16 protein-coding genes are annotated in these 19,319 nt (G+C 41.2%); 8 read left to right on the forward strand and 8 right to left on the reverse strand.

Features of this window, described 5'->3' with window-relative positions; all coding sequences use genetic code 11:
* Nucleotides 1-107 precede the first annotated feature (107 nt).
* Both malQ and glgB read left to right on the forward strand, forming a co-directional pair.
* Nucleotides 108-2,294, forward strand: coding sequence for a 4-alpha-glucanotransferase (gene malQ, locus L4D76_RS23400; protein WP_428443276.1), 2,187 nt, complete (start codon nt 108-110; stop codon nt 2,292-2,294).
* Nucleotides 2,295-2,650: 356 nt separating this feature from the next.
* The gene (glgB, locus tag L4D76_RS23405) at nt 2,651-4,798 is read left to right on the forward strand and encodes a 1,4-alpha-glucan branching protein GlgB (protein WP_428443290.1); all 2,148 of its coding nucleotides are present in this window, start codon (nt 2,651-2,653) and stop codon (nt 4,796-4,798) included.
* Nucleotides 4,799-4,919: 121 nt separating this feature from the next.
* On the opposite strand, the gene L4D76_RS23410 is transcribed toward glgB, so the two are convergent.
* A complete protein-coding gene (locus tag L4D76_RS23410; RefSeq protein WP_428443277.1) occupies nt 4,920-6,566 on the reverse strand; it encodes a P-loop domain-containing protein in 1,647 nt (548 codons plus the stop codon).
* Nucleotides 6,567-6,842: 276 nt separating this feature from the next.
* Here L4D76_RS23410 and L4D76_RS23415 point away from each other — a divergent pair, with 276 nt between their 5' ends.
* Complete coding sequence (locus L4D76_RS23415) at nt 6,843-7,085, forward strand: hypothetical protein (protein ID WP_428443278.1); 243 nt, start codon at nt 6,843-6,845, stop codon at nt 7,083-7,085.
* A 93-nt stretch (nt 7,086-7,178) separates the two neighbouring features.
* Here the strand turns inward: L4D76_RS23415 and L4D76_RS23420 are convergent, their stop codons facing one another.
* From L4D76_RS23420 to L4D76_RS23430, 3 genes are read right to left on the reverse strand one after another with little or no spacing between them, the layout of a single operon-like run.
* Complete coding sequence (locus L4D76_RS23420; protein WP_428443279.1) at nt 7,179-8,516, reverse strand: ATP-binding protein; 1,338 nt, start codon at nt 8,514-8,516, stop codon at nt 7,179-7,181.
* Nucleotides 8,506-9,165, reverse strand: a complete 660-nt coding sequence (locus L4D76_RS23425) for a response regulator transcription factor (RefSeq protein ID WP_428443280.1) — start codon at nt 9,163-9,165, stop codon at nt 8,506-8,508. Before L4D76_RS23425 ends, L4D76_RS23420 begins: the two co-directional genes overlap by 11 nt.
* Nucleotides 9,162-9,512, reverse strand: coding sequence for a PepSY domain-containing protein (locus tag L4D76_RS23430; protein WP_428443281.1), 351 nt, complete (start codon nt 9,510-9,512; stop codon nt 9,162-9,164). Before L4D76_RS23430 ends, L4D76_RS23425 begins: the two co-directional genes overlap by 4 nt.
* A 215-nt stretch (nt 9,513-9,727) precedes the next feature.
* Here L4D76_RS23430 and ppiC point away from each other — a divergent pair, with 215 nt between their 5' ends.
* From ppiC to L4D76_RS23445, 3 genes are all read left to right on the forward strand, one after another.
* On the forward strand, nt 9,728-10,009 hold the full coding sequence (gene ppiC / locus L4D76_RS23435) for a peptidylprolyl isomerase PpiC (protein WP_107283071.1): 282 nt from the start codon (nt 9,728-9,730) through the stop codon (nt 10,007-10,009).
* An 892-nt stretch (nt 10,010-10,901) separates the two neighbouring features.
* Nucleotides 10,902-12,731: a methyl-accepting chemotaxis protein gene (locus L4D76_RS23440; protein WP_428443291.1), complete on the forward strand. Its 1,830-nt coding sequence runs from the start codon at nt 10,902-10,904 to the stop codon at nt 12,729-12,731.
* A gap of 255 nt (nt 12,732-12,986) precedes the next feature.
* Nucleotides 12,987-13,226 (forward strand): hypothetical protein, encoded by a 240-nt coding sequence (locus L4D76_RS23445; protein ID WP_428443282.1) that lies wholly within the window; start codon nt 12,987-12,989, stop codon nt 13,224-13,226.
* Nucleotides 13,227-13,779: 553 nt separating this feature from the next.
* Here the strand turns inward: L4D76_RS23445 and L4D76_RS23450 are convergent.
* Both L4D76_RS23450 and L4D76_RS23455 read right to left on the reverse strand, forming a co-directional pair.
* A complete protein-coding gene (locus L4D76_RS23450) occupies nt 13,780-13,977 on the reverse strand; it encodes a hypothetical protein (protein ID WP_428443283.1) in 198 nt (65 codons plus the stop codon).
* A gap of 103 nt (nt 13,978-14,080) precedes the next feature.
* Nucleotides 14,081-15,394 (reverse strand): winged helix-turn-helix domain-containing protein, encoded by a 1,314-nt coding sequence (locus L4D76_RS23455; protein WP_428443284.1) that lies wholly within the window; start codon nt 15,392-15,394, stop codon nt 14,081-14,083.
* Between the two features lie 458 nt (nt 15,395-15,852).
* On the opposite strand from L4D76_RS23455, the gene L4D76_RS23460 reads away from it, so the two are divergent.
* On the forward strand, nt 15,853-17,115 hold the full coding sequence (locus L4D76_RS23460; RefSeq protein WP_428443285.1) for an autotransporter domain-containing protein: 1,263 nt from the start codon (nt 15,853-15,855) through the stop codon (nt 17,113-17,115).
* Nucleotides 17,116-17,184: 69 nt separating this feature from the next.
* On the opposite strand, the gene L4D76_RS23465 is transcribed toward L4D76_RS23460, so the two are convergent.
* Nucleotides 17,185-18,246, reverse strand: a complete 1,062-nt coding sequence (locus L4D76_RS23465) for a hypothetical protein (protein WP_428443286.1) — start codon at nt 18,244-18,246, stop codon at nt 17,185-17,187.
* Nucleotides 18,247-18,651: 405 nt separating this feature from the next.
* Between L4D76_RS23465 and L4D76_RS23470 the strand changes: the two genes are divergently transcribed.
* Nucleotides 18,652-18,927, forward strand: coding sequence for a hypothetical protein (locus tag L4D76_RS23470; protein WP_428443287.1), 276 nt, complete (start codon nt 18,652-18,654; stop codon nt 18,925-18,927).
* Between the two features lie 93 nt (nt 18,928-19,020).
* On the opposite strand, the gene L4D76_RS23475 is transcribed toward L4D76_RS23470, so the two are convergent.
* The coding region (locus tag L4D76_RS23475) for a transposase (protein WP_428443288.1) at nt 19,021-19,319 on the reverse strand (299 nt) is incomplete at its 5' end.

Genomic DNA, 19,319 nt, shown 5'->3' on the forward strand with positions numbered 1-19,319 from the left:
AGTTAGCAATCTAATTGAGTTAACCCATAGCTGGTAATTAATATTCTTTATAGATATCAGCAAAAACTAACATCGTAGCGGCCGCAAGGCCGCTATCGGAGAGAACGATGAAAGAAGATAATGTATTAAAACAAGTTGCTGAAATGGTTGGGATAGCAGACCGCTATGTCAGTGCTTGGGGCGATGAAGCTAAAGTTGAAGATGAAACGATTCTGCGTTTATTAGCGGCACTTGGCTACGATACTAAAAATGACGAAGCCCTGTTAGAATCTGCCCGTAAAAAGCACCGCCCTGACGTACTTGCGCCTGTGCAGGTCGTTCGTCGTGATGAACAACCAATGCACATTACCTTACACCTTGGTGTCAGTGCTCGTATGAGCGACTTCAGCTGGCGTCTGCACACCGAGCAAGGCAAAGTAATGGAAGGTTGGTTGCAATCGCAATTAATTTCAGATGATCGTGAAAGTGGCGGTCCGCTTGTTTTTGCTTTGCCTGATGATCTGGAAATGGGTTATCACAAGCTTGAAGTCTTCCGTAAGCGTCGTAAATCTCCGTTTGAAATGACACTGATCGTGACACCAGAGTCTTGCTATAAACAACCCGCGTTGTTGGATGACAAGAAGCTTTGGGGCACCAGTGTTCAGTTGTACTCTGTTCGTACCAACCATAACTGGGGTATTGGTGATTTTGGTGATCTGAAACAACTGGTTTCTGACATTGCTGCACGTGGTGGTGATTTTGTGGGCCTTAACCCAATTCACTCACTATTCCCCGCAAACCCTGATGGCGCAAGCCCATATAGCCCGTCTTCTCGCCGTTGGCTAAACCTTATGTATATTGATGTAAGCTCGGCTCCTGAGTTTGCACTATGTGATGCTGCACAGCAATTAGTTGGCAGTTCAGAATTCCAGCAGCGCCTGGTTGAAGCACGTAATACTAACTGGGTGAACTACAGTGAAGTGTCATGCCTGAAAATGGCCGTGCTGCCATTATTGTTTGAGACATTTACTGAGCGTCATCTAGACAAAAAAACAGCACGTGCTCAGAAATTCCTGCAGTTTGTTGAAGAGGGTGGCGATAGCCTGCTTCATCAGGCCGCATTTGATGCATTGCATGCAACATTGAAAAAAGAAGATGACAGCACCTGGGGCTGGCCGGCATTCCCTGAAGAATACCGTCACTTTGATAATGCAGCGGTTAAAGCCTTTATCAAAAACAACTTCAAGCAAGTTCAACTGTATATGTACCTTCAGTGGCTAGCTGATACTCAGCTGGCAGAAGTGAATGATCTTGCCGAAGAAAAAGGCATGGCAATGGGTCTGTACCGTGACCTTGCTGTTGGTGTGTGTGATTCCGGTGCCGAAACATGGGCTGATCACGGCGCGCTATGCCAGGACGTAAGTGTTGGTGCTCCGCCAGATGTTCTTGGTCCGTTAGGCCAAAACTGGGGTTTGCCTCCGTTAGATCCACTGGTACTGAAAGAAACAGCGTACGAACCGTACATCCAGTTACTGCGTGCAAACATGCGTAACTGCGGCGCACTGCGTATTGACCATGTATTAGGTCTTTTGCGTCTTTGGTGGATCCCTAAAGGCGAATCTGCGAAGAGCGGTGCATACATGTACTACCCGGTTGATGACCTGATGGCAATCCTTGCGTTGGAAAGTCACCGTTATCAGTGCACTGTGATCGGTGAAGATTTGGGTACTGTACCTGATGAGATTGTTGAAAAACTGTCAACGGCAGGTGTTCATTCTTACAAGGTGTTCTTCTTTGAAACAGCAGAAGATGGTGGTTTCCTATCTCCTGGCCATTATCCGGCTCAGTCAATGGCGGCATTGTGTACACATGATATGCCAACCCTACGTGGTTTCTGGCACTGTGATGATCTGAGAATGGGTGAAGAATTAGGTCTTTACCCAGACAAAGAGCAATTGTCTGGATTATTTGACAGTCGTGCCGAAAGTAAGCAAAAAATTCTTGATAGTTTGAACTGGCATGGTTATCTTCCTGAAGGGGTAGGCCACGATGCGAGGTATGTACCAATGGATCGCAACCTGAGTGAAGGTATGCAGATGCATTTGGCTGCAAGTTCAAGCGCATTGCTGAGCCTGCAATTGGAAGACTGGTTGGAAATGGATAAGCCGGTCAATATTCCTGGCACGGTTGATGAGTATCCGAACTGGCGCCGTAAGCTTTCTACCACCCTAGATGATTTATTTACACGACAGGACATCATTGACTTAACTCGTCGTTTAACAGAGACACGAGCAAATGTCAGTCGGGGTAAGTAATTGAGCTGATTATTCATGAGAAAAAACGGTCAAATACCGTGTTGAAAATTTTATAATTAGAACCACTAGTACTTCGTCATTCCGTAAAGTGAGGAACGAACTTATACGGAATCTAAGGCGCACACGGTTAGAGCTGGATCCCGGATATCTCGTACCTCGATTCCGGGATGACGTGTTTAGGGGCTTCAACTATGAATAATTTATGTGAAAGAGTACTAATTATTGCAATTTCACCACGTAGTAGTTGACCGTTTTAGCCATGAAGAACGTTCATTCACTCATATTAATAGTCAGAGAAACTAATCAGGAGTAGTGCGTTGGACACCATGACAGTGACACGCAGTGAGAAGGAATATATGCAGCTCGAAAGCGCTGCGTTTTCAGACCCGTTTTCATTCTTGGGCCCTCAGTATCAGTCAAACGATATCGCACTTCGTGTGTGGATGCCGGGTGCTGATTCTGTTAAAGCTGAAACTGAAAATGGTGAGCTATTCTCTCTGACAAGAGAGGCCGAAAGTGGCTTCGTTTTAGAGGGAGAGCAAGACTTTACCACTGCAGCTTATAAGTTACATATCGGCTGGCTAAACGGCGAGCAAACCATTAACGACCCATATCAATTCCACACACTTTTACCTTCAGGTGATGCCTTAACGACCCCTTCGCAAATGCATAGCGAAATGGGTGCACAACTGATCACCTTAAAGAAAGGTAATAAGCCGGTTTCTGGTGTTCGTTTTCTGACTTTCGCTCCGAATGCTTCTGCTGTGAGTGTGATCGGGCATTTTAATGCCTGGGATGGTCGCCGTCACCCGATGCAGCGTCTGGATGACGGTCTTTGGGGACTGTTTATTCCAGGATTGGAAGAAGGTACACAGTACAAATTTGAATTAAAAGACAGTGACGGAAAAGGGTTGCCTCATAAAGCCGATCCATGGGGCTATTCATCTGAACAGTACCCGTCTTTTACTTCTATTGTTTATGACCAGTCGCGTTACCAATGGCAAGATAAAGCTTGGCAGACGCGCCCGGTCACAGTCAAACATCAAGAAGCATTGTCATTCTACGAACTTCACGCTGGCTCTTGGCGCAAGAAAGACAATGGTGACTTCTTAACGTATCGTGAGCTTGCGGAAGAGCTGATTCCGTACCTGTCTGAGATGGGGTATACCCACCTTGAATTGATGCCCGTTTCTGAGCATCCGTTCTATGGATCATGGGGCTATCAACCAATTGGTTTGTTCTCTCCAACGAGCCGATTCGGGACGCCTGATGATTTCAAATATTTCGTCGATCAATGCCACCAGGCAGGTATCGGTGTTGTACTTGATTGGGTTCCAGCTCACTTCCCTTCAGATGATCACGGCCTTGCAAATTTTGATGGCACAGCGCTGTATAACGACTCCGATCCACGTCGTGGCTGGCATCAGGACTGGAAGAGCTATATCTATGACTACGGCCGTGAACATGTTCGTCGTTTCTTAGTATCGAATGCACTGTTCTGGTTTGAGCATTATCATATCGATGGTCTGCGTGTTGATGCAGTCGCGTCTATGTTGTACCTCGACTATTCGCGTGAACACGACCAGTGGATCCCTAACCATGATGGTGGCAACGAGAACTACGATGCCATTAGCCTGCTGCGCTGGATGAACGAAGAGGTCTATTCTCATTATCCGAATGCGATGACGATTGCTGAAGAATCTACCGCTTTTTCTGGTGTCTCTCGTCCGACTGATATGGGTGGTTTAGGCTTTGGATTTAAATGGAATATGGGATGGATGCACGACAGCCTTTCTTATATTCAAGAAGAGCCAGTGCACCGTAAATACCACCACAACACGATTACCTTCCCGCTAATTTATGCATTCAGTGAGAATTACGTACTGTCTTTGTCGCATGATGAAGTGGTTTATGGCAAAGGTTCATTACTGAATAAGATGCCGGGTGATGAGTGGCAGAAAACCGCTAACCTGCGTGCTTACATGGGTTACATGTATGGCCAGCCAGGTAAGAAGCTGAACTTCATGGGTGCAGAGATTGCACAAAGCGCAGAATGGGCACATGAAGGTCAATTAGAGTGGCACTGGTTACAGTATCCTCGTCATAGCGGTATGAAAGCGTTAGTGAGTGATCTGAATAAGCTATACACCTCAACACCAGCATTGCATGAGCAAGATTGTTCACCAGAAGGTTTTGAATGGCGTGTTCAAGATGATGCCGAAACAAGTGTATTAGCGCATGAACGTATTGCACTGAATGGCGACAAAGTATTAGTTATTTCTAATTTCACGCCAGTACCTCGCGAAGGTTACACATTAGGTGTACCAACTGAGGGCGAATATGAACTAATACTGAACACTGATGATGATAAATATTGGGGTAGTAATGCGCCAGTTAAGCCTGTTGTGGCAACAGAGAAAGTAGCAAGCCACGGATTAGATCATTCAATCCGTTTGAACTTACCTCCGCTATCAACAATGTTCATGGTATTTACCAAGAAATAAAGTGTTATCAGAATCATCACAAACTTAACGAAAAAGCCCGTAACGAATGTTACGGGCTTTTTTATAGAACTCAGCGTTTGGGCAAAGTTTATTTCGTTTTGAATAGATGTAAGTTTTTTGCTTACTTAAAGTCAGCTTTACGCATACGGCTCAGTACGGCCATCACATCAATAGCCCGAGGTTTCGCTAAGTCGCCGTAGTGTGGCATTGAACGGAACCAGTCATCATTCAGCATCTGCTCAAATGCTTTTGATGGGCTCTTTTCCCAGCCTTTACCTTGAGCAAGCTGGAACCACAACCAACCAACAGCATATAGCTGGCTTGAATCAGCAATTTGTTCTAATGCCTTTAGGTCAATTAGCTCACGTCCAAAACGTAACGATGTCTTGTCTTTTACCTGAATACGGAATTTACCGTCTTCCAGCATGGCCTTTAACGTACTACGGTTTACCTGGCGTGTACGAGGTAATGACAGTATTTCAGTACCTTCGTGAGCACGACGAGTCGGGTGTGTTGCAATTACTTCTTTTGCTTTTTCTGTGACATCAATTGCTTGATAGTTGTGCATTTGGATAACAGTATCAGCGACATCTAGGTAATCACCAGAGCCACCCATCACCAGTAATACAGAAATATTCAGTTGATCTCGAAGAAGTGAAATGCGATCGACTAATGGCGTAATGGGCTCATCATTTTTTGCAATCAGTGCCTGCATGCGCTCGTCACGGATCATAAAGTTAGATGCTGATGTATCTTCATCAATAAGTAGAGCTTGAGCACCTGCTTCTAGTGATTCCTGCAGCCATGAAGCCTGAGACGTAGAACCAGATGCATCTTGTGTGCTAAATGAGTTTGTATCTTTACCCATTGGCAGATTGCTGATGTACGGTGACAAATCAACATTGTGCACACAACGGCCATCTTCAGCCCTGATTTTAGTCGCAGTATCATTGGTAACAATGTATTCACGACCATCGCCCGGAATATGGTCATATACCGAGTTTTCAATCGCATTCAACAGGGTTGATTTACCGTGGAAGCCGCCGCCCACAATCATGGTGATCCCTTCAGGGATTCCCATTCCACGTATTTTGCCTTTATGTGGCGCTTCAAGTTCAATAGCCAGTGCGTCGGGGCTAACGAATGGAATGGCATCCGCCATTGGTAAGTCGACGTTTCCGGCAAGGCGAGGTAATACGCTGCCATCGGCAACAAATGCAAGTAAGTTGTTTTCTTTTAGCTGGCTGCGCAGAGCGACCTGATCTTCAACCGCTTCACAGTGACGCTTCATTTCTTCAATCGGTAGTTCACGTGCAATCGTAGAACGACGAATGATTTTAGGCATAGTGAACGTCAGCAGGTTCATTGCTTTTTTAGCAATGATCTTACGGTTGTCAGCGGGTAGGTTAACGCGAAAGCGTAGCTCGATACCTTCTTCATTAAAGACAACAGCGGTGCGATCAAGAATAACCTGACCAGGACGATCAATTTGAATCGCATTTTCTTGCTGGGAAAGGTCGGCAAATTGACGTGCAATGAAATCACGTGCTGCACGTTGATAATCCTGAGATTGATCTTTCAACCAGGCTAAATCTGTCAGAGCCCATTTACGACGAGCACGAACACGAGAAGCAGGTGCGTATGGGTCTGCTTGAATAGTGTCGATATAAAAGTCGAAGTCAACGAAGTTGTATTCGCCACGCATACTAGAGTAGCTGCGGTAGTTGTGACGGTCGATTTTGTGTAATTTGGCTTCGAGTAATTGCATGTCGTCTCGATATCGTGCGTTATAATTCTGGGGGCTGGATTTTACACTAAAGTCTGACCGTTAGCATTCAAACTTTGGCTATAAAAAGGAATTCTTCTGTCTGTACGAGCTGTTGCAAGATTACACTAAGGTCTAATTGAGCCTATATCCTGATCTTGTATCTTATGAAAGTAGTCGTTTAGTTATCCGCTCAACATGATTGTCGTCGAGATTTAATGTTATTCCGTGTTGTTCGAGGGTAGTTGAAAAGGATTCTAAGATAGAAGGATGGCCACTATGCTGCAAACAACTATGAATTTTGCTGAAGTAATACTCTTGGTAACGGGCTTGCTGCTTATCGTTAAGAGTATGTTTCAATACGGGCTGCGCACCAGAGACTGGTCGGGTGTGGCGATTATGATTGTTAAGCGCGTCGGTATGGATGCTGCCGAATATCGTTGGTACCGATTGGGTGTCGGCTGTTTTGTCGTTGGCGTTGTCATTCGTATCGCTAATATGATTTTCTGGCCTCAATTCTAACTAGAGAGGAATGTGGCCGGATATGAGAGACAAGGTTAGTTCTCTTCACATAAATGATGAATAGTTGAAGATCCTAAACATGTGTCTCTTGGTTTAATTCCTCGGTGCCGGCAGCACTAATACCGCTTTCAGTCCGCCAAGCGCACTTCTGCTTAATGTCAGTTTACCTCGGTAGCTATGTGCCAGTTCATAGGTAATATTGAGCCCAAGGCCAGTGCCGGATGTTGTCTCATCTAATCTTACACCACGTTTTAGCACTTCTTCACATTCGCTTTCGGCAATACCCGGGCCATCATCTTCGATCACTATGTAGATTTGCTGATCGTCACTGTACTGATGATGGATTCGAATCAAACTATTCGCCCACTTGTAACCGTTTTCGATAAGGTTACCGATAATCTCATCGAGATCGCGTTTTTCAACGGCAACCATTAATTCACTATCGAGTTCATTTACGAGTACAACATTGCGTTGTGCATAGATCTTATCCATTGCCATAGATATAGCATCGACACGTGTGGAAGGTGCTGTTTTTGCAGCTAAAATATTAGCGGCACCAGCCATTCTTGCCTGTGCTAAATGGTAGTCAATGTGTTGCTGAAGCTGCTGAATAATCGGTGAAAGCTTTTGCTTGTCAGGCTCATTTAACAAGGTTACTTCGTTATTCAGAATTGCGATTGGGGTTTTCAGCGCATGGGAAAGATTTCCTGAATGATTTCTCGCACGCTCTAATAACTCCTGGTAGTGGAACAGCAGGGCGTTGAGATCATCAATAACAGGCTTTACTTCCGATGGGTAAAAACCAGTCAACTCACTCACACTACCATCGCGTACACTTTTCAGGTTGTTTTGTAACTTTCTCAGTGGCCATAATGACCAGCTAACCTGCAACCAGGTTAAGGCCAGCATTCCCATCGCCATGGTAAACAGAATTAACCATAATCCATGGGTTAGCTGTTCAAGGGTATTTGCTAATTTATCCTGATTGACGGCAACAGATAGTTCGACAGGATCATCCAGCTCCGGCAGCAAAAAATTTCTTGTCACGACAATCAGTGATTGTTTGTCTGGGCCTTTATAACCTTCATATTCATTGCCATTAATCTGTGTATCCCATAACGATCGTGAACGAAGCTTCTGGTTATTTACTGTTAGTGACCAGTAAAGCCCACTGTAGGGTGATTGAAATCTTGGATTGGAAAGCTTATCAGACAAGGTGATCTTGCCACTTTGGTTAACATCAACGCGCGCGGTTAATTCATCAAGATATAGATATAGCTGTTGCTTTTCCTGATCAACCAAATAGCTTTTAATGAAGCTGGGAAGTAGATATCCCGCTGAAAGTGTAATTGCCAGTAGCCACACAGCCGCTGCAATAAGCAAGCGGCTGCGAATGCTTGGAAGGTGCTTGTCTCGATAATTAATCGGCATTGATACGATATCCAAGACCACGGACTGTTTTTATGACATCGTTACCAATCTTTCGGCGAATACGGCCAATGAATACTTCGATGGTATTGGAGTCACGGTCGAAATCTTGCTTATAAATATGCTCAACAAGCACTGAACGAGAAATTACCTTATCGGTGTTATGCATTAAATACGATAAAACCTTAAACTCCAGTGCAGTAAGGTCAACCACCTGGCCTTGTTTTGTGACTTTAGACGTGCGGGTATCGAGGCTGAGATCACTTACTTGAATAACAGGGGAGGCATTGCCCGAAGCGCGACGTAATTGCGCACGCAAACGTGCGATCAGTTCAACCATCTGGAAAGGTTTAGTCAGGTAGTCGTCGGCACCTGCATTCAGACCATCAACCCGCTGAGTTAACTCATTCCGGGCACTTAAAATAACAACAGGGGTATTAACGTTTTCATCTCGGAGACTTTTAAGCACCGTAAGTCCATCAAGTTTAGGCAGGCCTAAATCGAGGACAATGGCATCCCAAGGTTCAGATGTAGCCCGATAGAGTGCATCAATGCCATCAGCAGAGAGTTCTGCAACCCAACCATTTTGTTCTAAACCCGCGACAATTTGTTCACCCAGTGTGAGTTCATCTTCAACAACGAGTATTTTCATTCTGATACCTTGATGATGTTTTCAAGCCCGCGGCCTTTAATTTCAATGATTGATAATGTGCGTGCTTCGTATTCGACTCTGACAATGTTGTTATGGGGATCAAGTAGCTTTAAGTCATAAATCCAAATGTCATCATCTTCTTCTAATTCAACTCTGATGATCCGTCCATTCAGCTGAGCATTGACTTTTGCTTGCAGGGCTGAGAAAGGCTGGATTAAACCTTGTTGAACGGCTTCCATGACTTCGTCATGATCTTCTTCAATTTCCAACGTCGGGGAGGCACTGGCATTAAAAGCCAGTAGACAGAGAAAACCAAGGATGTAGAGAAATCGATTGTGTATTTTCATACCTCATAGTTTATCTTAAGTAATCTGAACAGAGAATGAATTCGTACTGATGTTTAAGCTTGCTACTTTTAGTGATTTATCGCACACTTTCTCGCTGAATTCGGACATACTCAAACCACGGAACTTGCCCCTTGGGAGCGTCTCTGGAACTCTGAATCATGCATCTTGAAGTAGTTTGGGTATAAATTGTTTACAGTAACATTGGGTCGTAAATTATGGCTTCAACAGCAGCAGCGCTTCATATTTTAGTGAAGCATAAAGAACAAGCAGATGACATTCTTCAACAGTTGAAGAAAGGTGCAAAGTTTCAAACCCTAGCGAAAAAATACTCCACGTGTCCATCCAAGAACCGTGGTGGTGATTTAGGTGAATTTCGTAAAGGGGCAATGGTCCCTGCATTTGATAAAGCGGTGTTTTCCGGAAAAGTACTTGAGCCAATCGGTCCGGTTAAAACCAAGTTTGGCTATCACATTATCAAGGTGTTATATCGCACCTGAATAATATTTAAAATCAATCGGCTATGTACGTTTGCTGATTTCATGGGGAAAGATTGGGGCAATTTGATTGCTATTGTGCTCAATCTTCTCCATTTCAGAGCACATTTTATTTGGCTCTGATTTTGATTCAGGCCTCATCTATTCACCCTTCAGGTAATATCAACAATCGATACATAACTGCTAAATACTCTATTTACTAAACGATGTTGGCGTTGCCAACTCTATCCATGGTTAAAGTGCTTTAACAATGCGTACTTAGAATTATTAAGTGAATATAAATGCGTTCGCTCTGTTTTAATGCTTATGCCGTTCGGGTATAAAATGCGCTGAATGATTGTGCGCCAAGCACTTGTTCCAGCTTTTTACAAAGTGTGCTCACCCCCTAATAGGCTGATAGAAATTTGATGTAAATGATTTACATGTACGAGAATGTCGTATTTCTGCCACCCCAAAATCTAGCGTTGTGTTTTATTTGAGCAGAATTAATGAAATAGAGTTAACACACTAAAAATAAAAGGAAAAATAATCATATTGGTGCTGGTGCACTCGCTCTGGCTACATTGATAGGAGGAAATATTCGTATCTTTTTAGGTTTATCATTACCTTACGTGGTACAACTTCGAGCGTTACTTTTTTCTTGGTAATATTTCAAAACAAAGTAACCAATTCTCGATGTTGATACTGCTTCACAAATTTAATGCTTGTTGAAAATAGACCTATCTCTCCCATCTGTGATCGCATATTATCTTCCGCTTTATTCACTCCCCCCGAACCGACAGGTCTGATAACACTTGTGGTTTTACCATTTTTCATCCTGATATAGGTCAAGTAAAAAATGAAATCTCTAGGATTCAAAACTACTATAATAACCTCGGTAATAGTGTTAGTTAGCGTGTGCTTGTTGGCAGCTAACTGGCTTTCTTATGCCGATCTAAGAGATCACACGATTCAGAACATAAATGCGCAATCAATATCCACAGTCAGGTATGAAGCTAATAAAATTGAAACATGGTTTAAAAGCAAAACTCGCGCAATCGACTCACTGGTTAACCACTATAAAGCTGGTCAGCCGAGTGAACGCTATGTAGAAACAGCCCAATTAACCAAAGATGCCAGCGCTCTAACTACGGTGATGTACGGCTTTGATGATGGCCGTTCATACTCGAATGATGGCGTTGAAGATCCTGATGAGTATGACCCCCGCACTCGTCCTTGGTATCAACAAGGAAAGGATGCAAATGGTTTAGATTTAACGGATGTCTATAATGATGCAACTACAGGAAAACCTGTTGTTTCTATTGTGAAAAAATTTGGAAATGGTGTAGTTTTGGGAGACATTGAACTGTCTATCCTTGCCGATACCGTAAAAAACGTTAACTTCCCCGGTGCAGTAACTGCAATTTTAGACGAAACAGGGAAAGGGTTAGCGTCCAACTCATCAGCACTAACTGTAGGAACTCGATTTACCGAGGTTGGAATGGCAGAAGTACATAATGCAATGCTATCTCAAGACGAGAGCGTTCAGCCTTATACGCTTAATGGCGTTGATAAGCTGTCTTTCACCAAAAAGATAGAGTTAGCTAATGGGCAGAAATGGCATCTATTTATCGGAATTGATAAGTCAATCGCCTATGCCGCCGTCGATGAGGCGCTGACTGATGCGATCATATCTTCACTGGTTATGCTTGCCATTGCGATTATTCTTGTCATTGCAATATTAAATGTTCTGTATCGTCCAATAGTCACACTCAAAGAAGTCGTGCTCGATCTATCAAAAGGCAACGGCGATCTCACTCGACGACTGCCGGTTACCAGCGATGATGACTTGGGTCAAATTTCAGGAGGGATCAATGCCTTTATTGCAAACTTGCAATCTTTGATGCTGGAAGTCTCGCAGTCTTCTGAACACATTGCTAGCAGCGTTGATGAACTTAAAAACCAAACAGACGCGAACAACCAAGTACTGACAGCTCACACAACGGAAACTACACAAATTGTTGCCGCTATTGAGGAAATGAGTGCCACTGCAAATGATGTAGCGAGTAATGCATCTGAAGCGTCCCAGTTCACTCATAATACAAACTCGCAAGTTACGGACTCAAAGAATGTTGTAACCAGTGCTACAAATACGGTCTCTCAACTCGTTGAAGAAGTTGAAAACACGTCTAGCAGCATTGTAGAAATTGGAAAAGACACCTCAGATATCACCAATGTACTGCAAGTAATCGGTGAAATTGCAGACCAAACGAACTTGCTTGCGTTAAATGCTGCCATCGAAGCGGCCCGAGCCGGAGAGCAAGGTCGCGGTTTTGCCGTTGTCGCCGATGAAGTCAGGGCGCTTGCTGCCAGAACGCAAACCAGTACAGCTGAGATTGAACAGACGCTAAATAAGTTACGTAATGGATCAAGTGCAGCAATTTCTGCAATGGACATCACTAAAGCAACATGTGAGCAAACGGTGGAAAATACGTCTTTGATCGCAAATGACCTCGATACTATCGCTCAATCTGTGACGCATATTAATGACTTAAATACGCAGATTGCTACCGCTGCCGAACAGCAGAGTACTGTTGCGGATGAAATTACCCGTAACATGGCTGCTATTCGTGAAATAGTGGGGGAGTTATCGACAAATGGAGAAGCTACAGCAAATGAAACCATCAATCTTGCTGCTGCGAACAGTCAATTGAAATCTGTTGTTAGTAAATTCAGATTGCAGTAAGACGTCTATTAGACAAAGAAATATGCTAGCCGGTATAGATATCTAGTCTTCACCAATCGAGTAGCAACATCTATTGAAAGGCCACTTTGTAGTGGCCTTTCGCATATTTACAAAAAAGAAGTCATTATTTACTCTAGCGGTTTAGTTATACTCGGCAGCTTCATTTGAAGCTTTTTTGGTTCAACGTTGTGCACCGCTTAATTGCTCTATAAGCTAAAAAAATTACCGTGGATTTTGTAATTTCAAGGAAAAGAAATGGAAGAATTTATCACAGGGTTGCTTCGGTTACTTCTGATGTTGGCTAGGTTTATTATAGGGTTATGGTTTGTTGATGCATTATGTTTCAATGTCGGTCGATTCACCATAACTGTAATTACTTTTGGCAAATACCCAAAAAAACCTATCGATGATGATAGTCGGTTAAAAATCAATCTTCTTGGTCTTGCTACGATTGCCTTCCTACTTTTGACTATCGGTATTGTCAATACGGTGTAGCTCAAAATATGGGGTCATCAAATGTCTATCTTAAAGCAATGAACAAAGTTATTGGCTTGTTTATTGACATATTAAGTAGCGCATCGCAAGCCAGTCATGACACCAGCCATTACAAATGTGCCAAATGCGGCAATGAGTTTTATTAACCAAAAGCATTATTAGCCGACCTGGCTATTTTAACTTAATAGTGACTATATTTGTTGAACGGGTATCTGACCATGCAAGTGCATTCTGGTAATAGTATTTAAGACAAAACAAGTACATAGCAAAGCCTGTAAAAGCCAATATAATTAGATAGCCGTGTTCTCTAACATTTGAAGGGGTAGAGCTGAGCAGTAGCCCAATGGTGATACCTAAACCACACAGTGCTTGTAACATAGGGTAGGATAGATAGAAAAATGATTTAAGGTTGATGAGTAAGGGAAATAGTCCCTGTTTTAGTATCCTCATGGCATAATTCCTTCCGAATGCGTCAAGTTAACAATAATGCAACATTTGAAGTTCGTGTACCAGTAAGACAGTTAAGAATACGGTAATTTATTTGGAAGTGAGGTTAATTGACGTCAGAAGACTTCTGAAGGGTTTTGAATTCAAGAGCCGGGTTCGGACATTTTTCATTAGTCAGGTTTATCACTTCTTGCTGTAAGTTCTTGTCAGCATCGTCTGCTGCAGCATTTAGCGCCGATTCTGCAAAGAGAGATGAAGGTAAGATAAGTACTGCCCCTGCAATTAGGAAAAATCGTATTTTCATGGCTAACTCCACGAACACTTTGAAGGTGAGGGTATTGAGTCTAAAGATTATAGTCGACTTGACGGGGCGTTGGTAATTGTCACTATACGGTGATGAATTGATGCTATTTTATATTACAGTCAGGTCGTGGATTCAATCCTAGAATATCCTTACATTTTTCAAAGTCACTCAGTTCAGAGAAGTTGGAGTTTTCGATTTGATCTTTGTTAAACCAATAGAACCCAATATCTGTTGAAAACCATAAAATAAGTTCTTGTTGGCGGAAAACAATATAGCTTGTATGTTTTTTTTGTTTTTCAAAAATCGCATTTAAATTAGTTTGCATTTTACCTGGCTTACTTATGCCACTTCGTTCCAATTCGCTCTCTGACATCACCCAATTAAAATATTTCGGTGTTGTCGATATTTCGGCAATAAAAGGTGCTGTGTTTGTTTTAAATAAGGTAAATTCGCCACCCTTAAAATAAACAGGAGTTAATTCTGTTTTTTCTTGATTAATTTTATAACTGATACTGCTGAAAGACCATTTCAAATCACTGATTTTTTGCAAAGAAGATTGTACTAGGTTGGGGGAGAGCTTGCCATCCTCAACATATAGGTTATATGTTTTAGCCGTTGTGCTACTTATATTGTCATGTTTAAGTAATGAAACTGATTGAATAGAGTTTGTATGCGAAGATAATATCGGCCAGAATAATTCCAGTTCAAATTGGTCAAAAGTAACTGCGCGTGAACTGGAAGGGATGCAACTACCTTGTTCATTTTTGTCACAAAAGGCAACAGAGTAATATTTATCTATCTTAGCAATAAAAAATAACTTGTTATCCATTTCAGTTGGTGTGATATACGTTTTGCCATAGGATCGTAAAAAAGTCAAGTCATCTTCATTTTTTGTCAGATAAATGAAGGTGTTATTGTCGTGGTCATAACTTATTTCATGATAGTACGATGTTTTTTTGTGGGTGAATGTATATAGACAAATACTGGTTATAAAGAACGCCAAAATAATAACGAATAGGTATTTGTAATTAAATCGTTTTTTAGATGTATTAGATTTTGCAGTATTTTCATCATGTGGATTGATTGGCTCTATAGGAGTAACCTTTATTATATATCCGAGACGAGGGACTGTTTCAATGATTTGCCCTTTTTCTTCTTCTTTAAGCTTTATTCGTAATATACGAATGGTCTGGAATAGAGATGTATTTGTTATTTCTTTTTGGCTCCAACCAATATTTATGAGCTCTTTTTTAGATACAACCCGAGGCGAATGTTGAATTAAATAGCATAAAATATCTCTCTCAGCACGGTTTAATTCTATGCAATACTGCCCATTGAATAGCTGTTTTTTTGAGCAGTCAAACTTAAACCCTTTTCCTAATTTGACTGTATTTGTTGTATCATTGTTATTAGGCATGTATTGATTGCTCAAAAAATTGATTTTAGAGTGATTGAAATCTGGTTTTTATCATAAATTACTTCGTAAGATGAAGTTTGTCAGTCTGTTAGAACAATAATGCCATACCTCACATTTTTATACCAGATGGTAATGACGGCTATTTGATTGTATTTATTGCTTTATCGAATAATTTTGAGAGGGCTATGGATGAATTGGCAGTGTCACTTTGTGTCGAGGCCATGGCAAATTTGTCCAGTAGAAAAATGTTTTTATTAGAACAATGGATAACACCTAAGTCATTGTTGATAATCAGTTTATCTGTATGTTTTAAAGTGATCTGATTTTTTTGTTGATATAATTACTTTTGCGACACCGGAAAAATTACTCCTTTTCTATGATTAAAAAGCGATGAACACATGCTGTGCACAACATAAAAATATACAGCGTGAAAGTGCCAATGATTATTAGGGGGGGATATGCATAATAAAAGTTTTTTTATCTTCGGGTTGGCGCTAACTGTTGTTATAACGGCTGTATTTATCCCTATGGCGGCGATTTCTGCTGAGGAAGTTAGCAACACTAAGACTGAATTTGCAAGCCTGACACAGGAAATTTATGCCGCAACAATATCAACGATGAAGGGATTAGGCTCTGATTTTCGAGGAGATAAATTTACGCAAAAGAAACTGGAGCGTCGTGCTTCCGGCTTAAGTAAAAATACACTGCTGCACCAGAATAATTTAAATACTGCTGAATTAACTGCGAGAGCAAACAATGTCAGGCAGGCTGCAAAAGTTAAACTACAACCGCAACCTTCGATCCCTCAATCTTCAGAATTGACGTTATACCAAAATGGTTATTTGGGTGAAGAGAGCTACTCAAGGCTAGGAGCATATGTTCGTGTTGAACAGGATAGCTATGGTTCTGAAAAAGACACATTAAGCATAGATAAGGATTATGATCGCGAAGGTTCATCGGTTACCCTTGGTGGTGATTATCTCTTTTATGATCATTATCTTTTTGGTTTAGCTCTCGGTTTACCTTTGTACGACTCAGATGAAGAGAATACAGAAAGTGAAATTGATGGCTTAGTTGCCTCCGGATATTTTAGTTATTTTCATGATAATTGGTATCTTGATTTTACGGCAAGTTACGCTTTAGTTGACACCGACATCGAACGTAAAATCACTCATTACAGTGATAGTGTTATTACTAATGTTGATGATGTTGATTCAGATATCTGGGTGTTTTCTCTGGGTTCAGGTTATCTGATCCACGATAAATATTGGAATGTCGCGCTTGAAAGTTCGATTCAACATACAGTCTCTGATACCGACAGGTATACTGAACGGCCTTCAAAAGGTAATTCTAACTACCTGATATCGAAAGTGGATGATATCAATGATTTGGAATCGACCGTGTTTATTGCGGGTGCAAGCTTCTTTTATCCATTCCGTACAAGCTTGGGAGTATTTCAGCCATATCTGAGGAGTTACGTACATTATGATTTTGATGCCAGTTCAGAAAAAGTTATCAGCCAACTTCAGGCTGACAATTCAGGTGCCATATTACCTATAATTACCCAATCGGATGATCAGCTATATGGCCGTATGCATCTTGGTATTTCGGGAGCATTTAATAATGACTGGCATGGCTACGCAGAAGCGAGTTCTTTAATCGGGTTAGATGATCTGTCAGCATATACATTTATGATTGGGGTGAGTATTGATCTCGATTGATTTTGACACATTATAATAATTGTAAATTGCCATTTTATTATGATGTGTGAAAATGGCTTATCGTAGTGTTTATTGCTCTGAATCGATCTGATCTGGTTGGGGGATGTATTTATTTAATCGGTCTATATCGCCATTAACAGCGAAGAAAAGCTCCAACTCCATCATGATCCCAGGATTTGCTTTATAATCAAACTTGTTTTGGAAATTTATATCAGGGCTTATCTTTAAATAAAGCCAGTCCTTATATAAACGCTGTTTCCATGCTGTAGATATCCAATAGTTTGTATTTTCTTCTTCACCACCGGTATCAACACTGACACCTATTTCATATTCAATTGAATTGTTTTCATTTACCCGGTGATAATATTCAAGCTGTTGAACTAACTCCCAGTTATTGTCGGAATCAAGAAATTGGCCACTGGTACTTGATTTGATGATTTTTGAGTGTTCTTTGTTGACAGCATAATAAAAATCCAGAGACGTTAATAATCCAGGACCTTTAGTGTGATAGTAAAATATTTCTTGAAAAATTCTACTGGTCCAGTTTTCGCTTAATGCATCAATACGCTGCAGGTTAGCTTTAGTAAAGGGATCCAGTGGCAGTTTTATCTTTAAGCCAACACCAAAATCGACTTTCCATTGCCCCAGTTGCTTGTCTTGCAGACTAACTCCACCGATAGCACCACCAATCCCACTATCACTATTTTCTGATATGCCACGTTGCTTGTTTTCGAGACTGTCATAATCATCAGGATCGGTTTCAAGAATTAGTTTCCAGTTTTTTTTAGTGTGAGGAAGGTCTAGCTTAAGGTAAATGTTTGGATCAAAATCAAAATATTCTCTGTGTGTGTATCTTGGTCTAAATCGAATTCGTAAATAGCTGCGGTTCGTTAAAGCTTCTTCATCTTCTTTTTTTCCAATGAAATGGTCGACTGAAGTGCTATATTCATTGATCGTATCAGATACCGAGTATTGTGATTCATCTAACCAGCTGAGTAAGATACTATCATCTTGGTTTTCAGTTTGTTCTATATCAAGTGAGTTAGATATGAAATTAATATTGGGCTCAAAAATGGTATTAGAATGAGCTAAGCCAGAACAGAAGAGGCAAGCGGTAAATGTAAAACACAAGAACGATACTCGTTTGAAACGATACGTTAAAGATGTATTTCTAACATACAAACACGATCCAATTCCCATCCCATAGCCTCAAGCAAAAAGCTATATATTTCATTATTATACTAGCTTAAGTATAGAAGCATATAGGCTGACGGTCTGAAAGGCGGGCAATTTATCCCTAAAAGGAGAGCTCTATCAAGCTTTTCATCTAAATATAATATTTAAATGAGAAGTTTTTAGTGTTAATTTTTTGCACTTTTAATGCAAAGTACTATTTTTCCTTAGTATATAGGTGCTTATGAGCAAGTAAAATAAATAACAATTATATCATAAAAATTCAGCTACAATTAAATCTAATCTAAACCTGTACATCAAAGTAAAGGTTTATAGTGTTGCTAAATTATCAGTGAGGATAAGATGGTTAGTTCAGATCTTGATGGAATAAAGCGTGAGATCTCATTGACTGTAAACGATATTTTTGAAAATTTTGAAGAAAATAATAATAGATTACCTACAGTCGAAGAGTTTAGTACTATATTTTCAAATCACGCGGAGCAATATTTAGGCCCGCTAGATGATCTGACTGTCGAAGGAATAAAAAAAAGCTTTGATAAACAAGAGTTAAGAGAGCAGGATCTTTGGCGTGCGGTAAATGAACTAGAAGCGGAACAACGTTTTCTACGCTCTTATTAATAATATATCTATTTAGTCGGCCCTTGCTGGTAACAAATTAGGTTACTTAGCTTTTTGGTGGTAGCTACTGATCGAGAGGGTAGTTATACCCAATCAACTTGAAGATGCAGACTTGAGTACCTGAAAGTTATCATTAAGTCGAGACGTCAATGAGCCTGCGATCTCTGGAAGAGTGACAGTAAAAAATTGGTCTATAGCTTCCTTGAAGTCACGTTTACTTTTGAAGTAAACGTTATTCCTCGACTTTTCGTTCATCACTTTCCAAAGTCGTTCTATCGGATTAAGGTTCGGACTGTAAGGCGGAAGATAATGAAGCTTAATATTGAGAACGAAAGCCGCATCCCTGACCAAATCACTACGGTGATATCCCGCCCCATCTAAGATGATATGGA

Source organism: Photobacterium sagamiensis (assembly GCF_050337085.1).
In the GTDB taxonomy this organism is placed as follows: Bacteria; Pseudomonadota; Gammaproteobacteria; order Enterobacterales; family Vibrionaceae; genus Photobacterium; species Photobacterium sagamiensis.

Coding starts and splice junctions, on each gene's coding strand:
- malQ (WP_428443276.1), top strand. CDS start 108: ATGAAAGAAGATAATGTATTAAAACAAGTTGCTGAAATGGTTGGGATA.
- glgB (WP_428443290.1), top strand. CDS start 2,651: ATGCAGCTCGAAAGCGCTGCGTTTTCAGACCCGTTTTCATTCTTGGGC.
- L4D76_RS23410 (WP_428443277.1), bottom strand. CDS start 6,566: ATGCAATTACTCGAAGCCAAATTACACAAAATCGACCGTCACAACTAC.
- L4D76_RS23415 (WP_428443278.1), top strand. CDS start 6,843: ATGCTGCAAACAACTATGAATTTTGCTGAAGTAATACTCTTGGTAACG.
- L4D76_RS23420 (WP_428443279.1), bottom strand. CDS start 8,516: ATGCCGATTAATTATCGAGACAAGCACCTTCCAAGCATTCGCAGCCGC.
- L4D76_RS23425 (WP_428443280.1), bottom strand. CDS start 9,165: ATGAAAATACTCGTTGTTGAAGATGAACTCACACTGGGTGAACAAATT.
- L4D76_RS23430 (WP_428443281.1), bottom strand. CDS start 9,512: ATGAAAATACACAATCGATTTCTCTACATCCTTGGTTTTCTCTGTCTA.
- ppiC (WP_107283071.1), top strand. CDS start 9,728: ATGGCTTCAACAGCAGCAGCGCTTCATATTTTAGTGAAGCATAAAGAA.
- L4D76_RS23445 (WP_428443282.1), top strand. CDS start 12,987: ATGGAAGAATTTATCACAGGGTTGCTTCGGTTACTTCTGATGTTGGCT.
- L4D76_RS23450 (WP_428443283.1), bottom strand. CDS start 13,977: ATGAAAATACGATTTTTCCTAATTGCAGGGGCAGTACTTATCTTACCT.
- L4D76_RS23455 (WP_428443284.1), bottom strand. CDS start 15,394: ATGCCTAATAACAATGATACAACAAATACAGTCAAATTAGGAAAAGGG.
- L4D76_RS23460 (WP_428443285.1), top strand. CDS start 15,853: ATGCATAATAAAAGTTTTTTTATCTTCGGGTTGGCGCTAACTGTTGTT.
- L4D76_RS23470 (WP_428443287.1), top strand. CDS start 18,652: ATGGTTAGTTCAGATCTTGATGGAATAAAGCGTGAGATCTCATTGACT.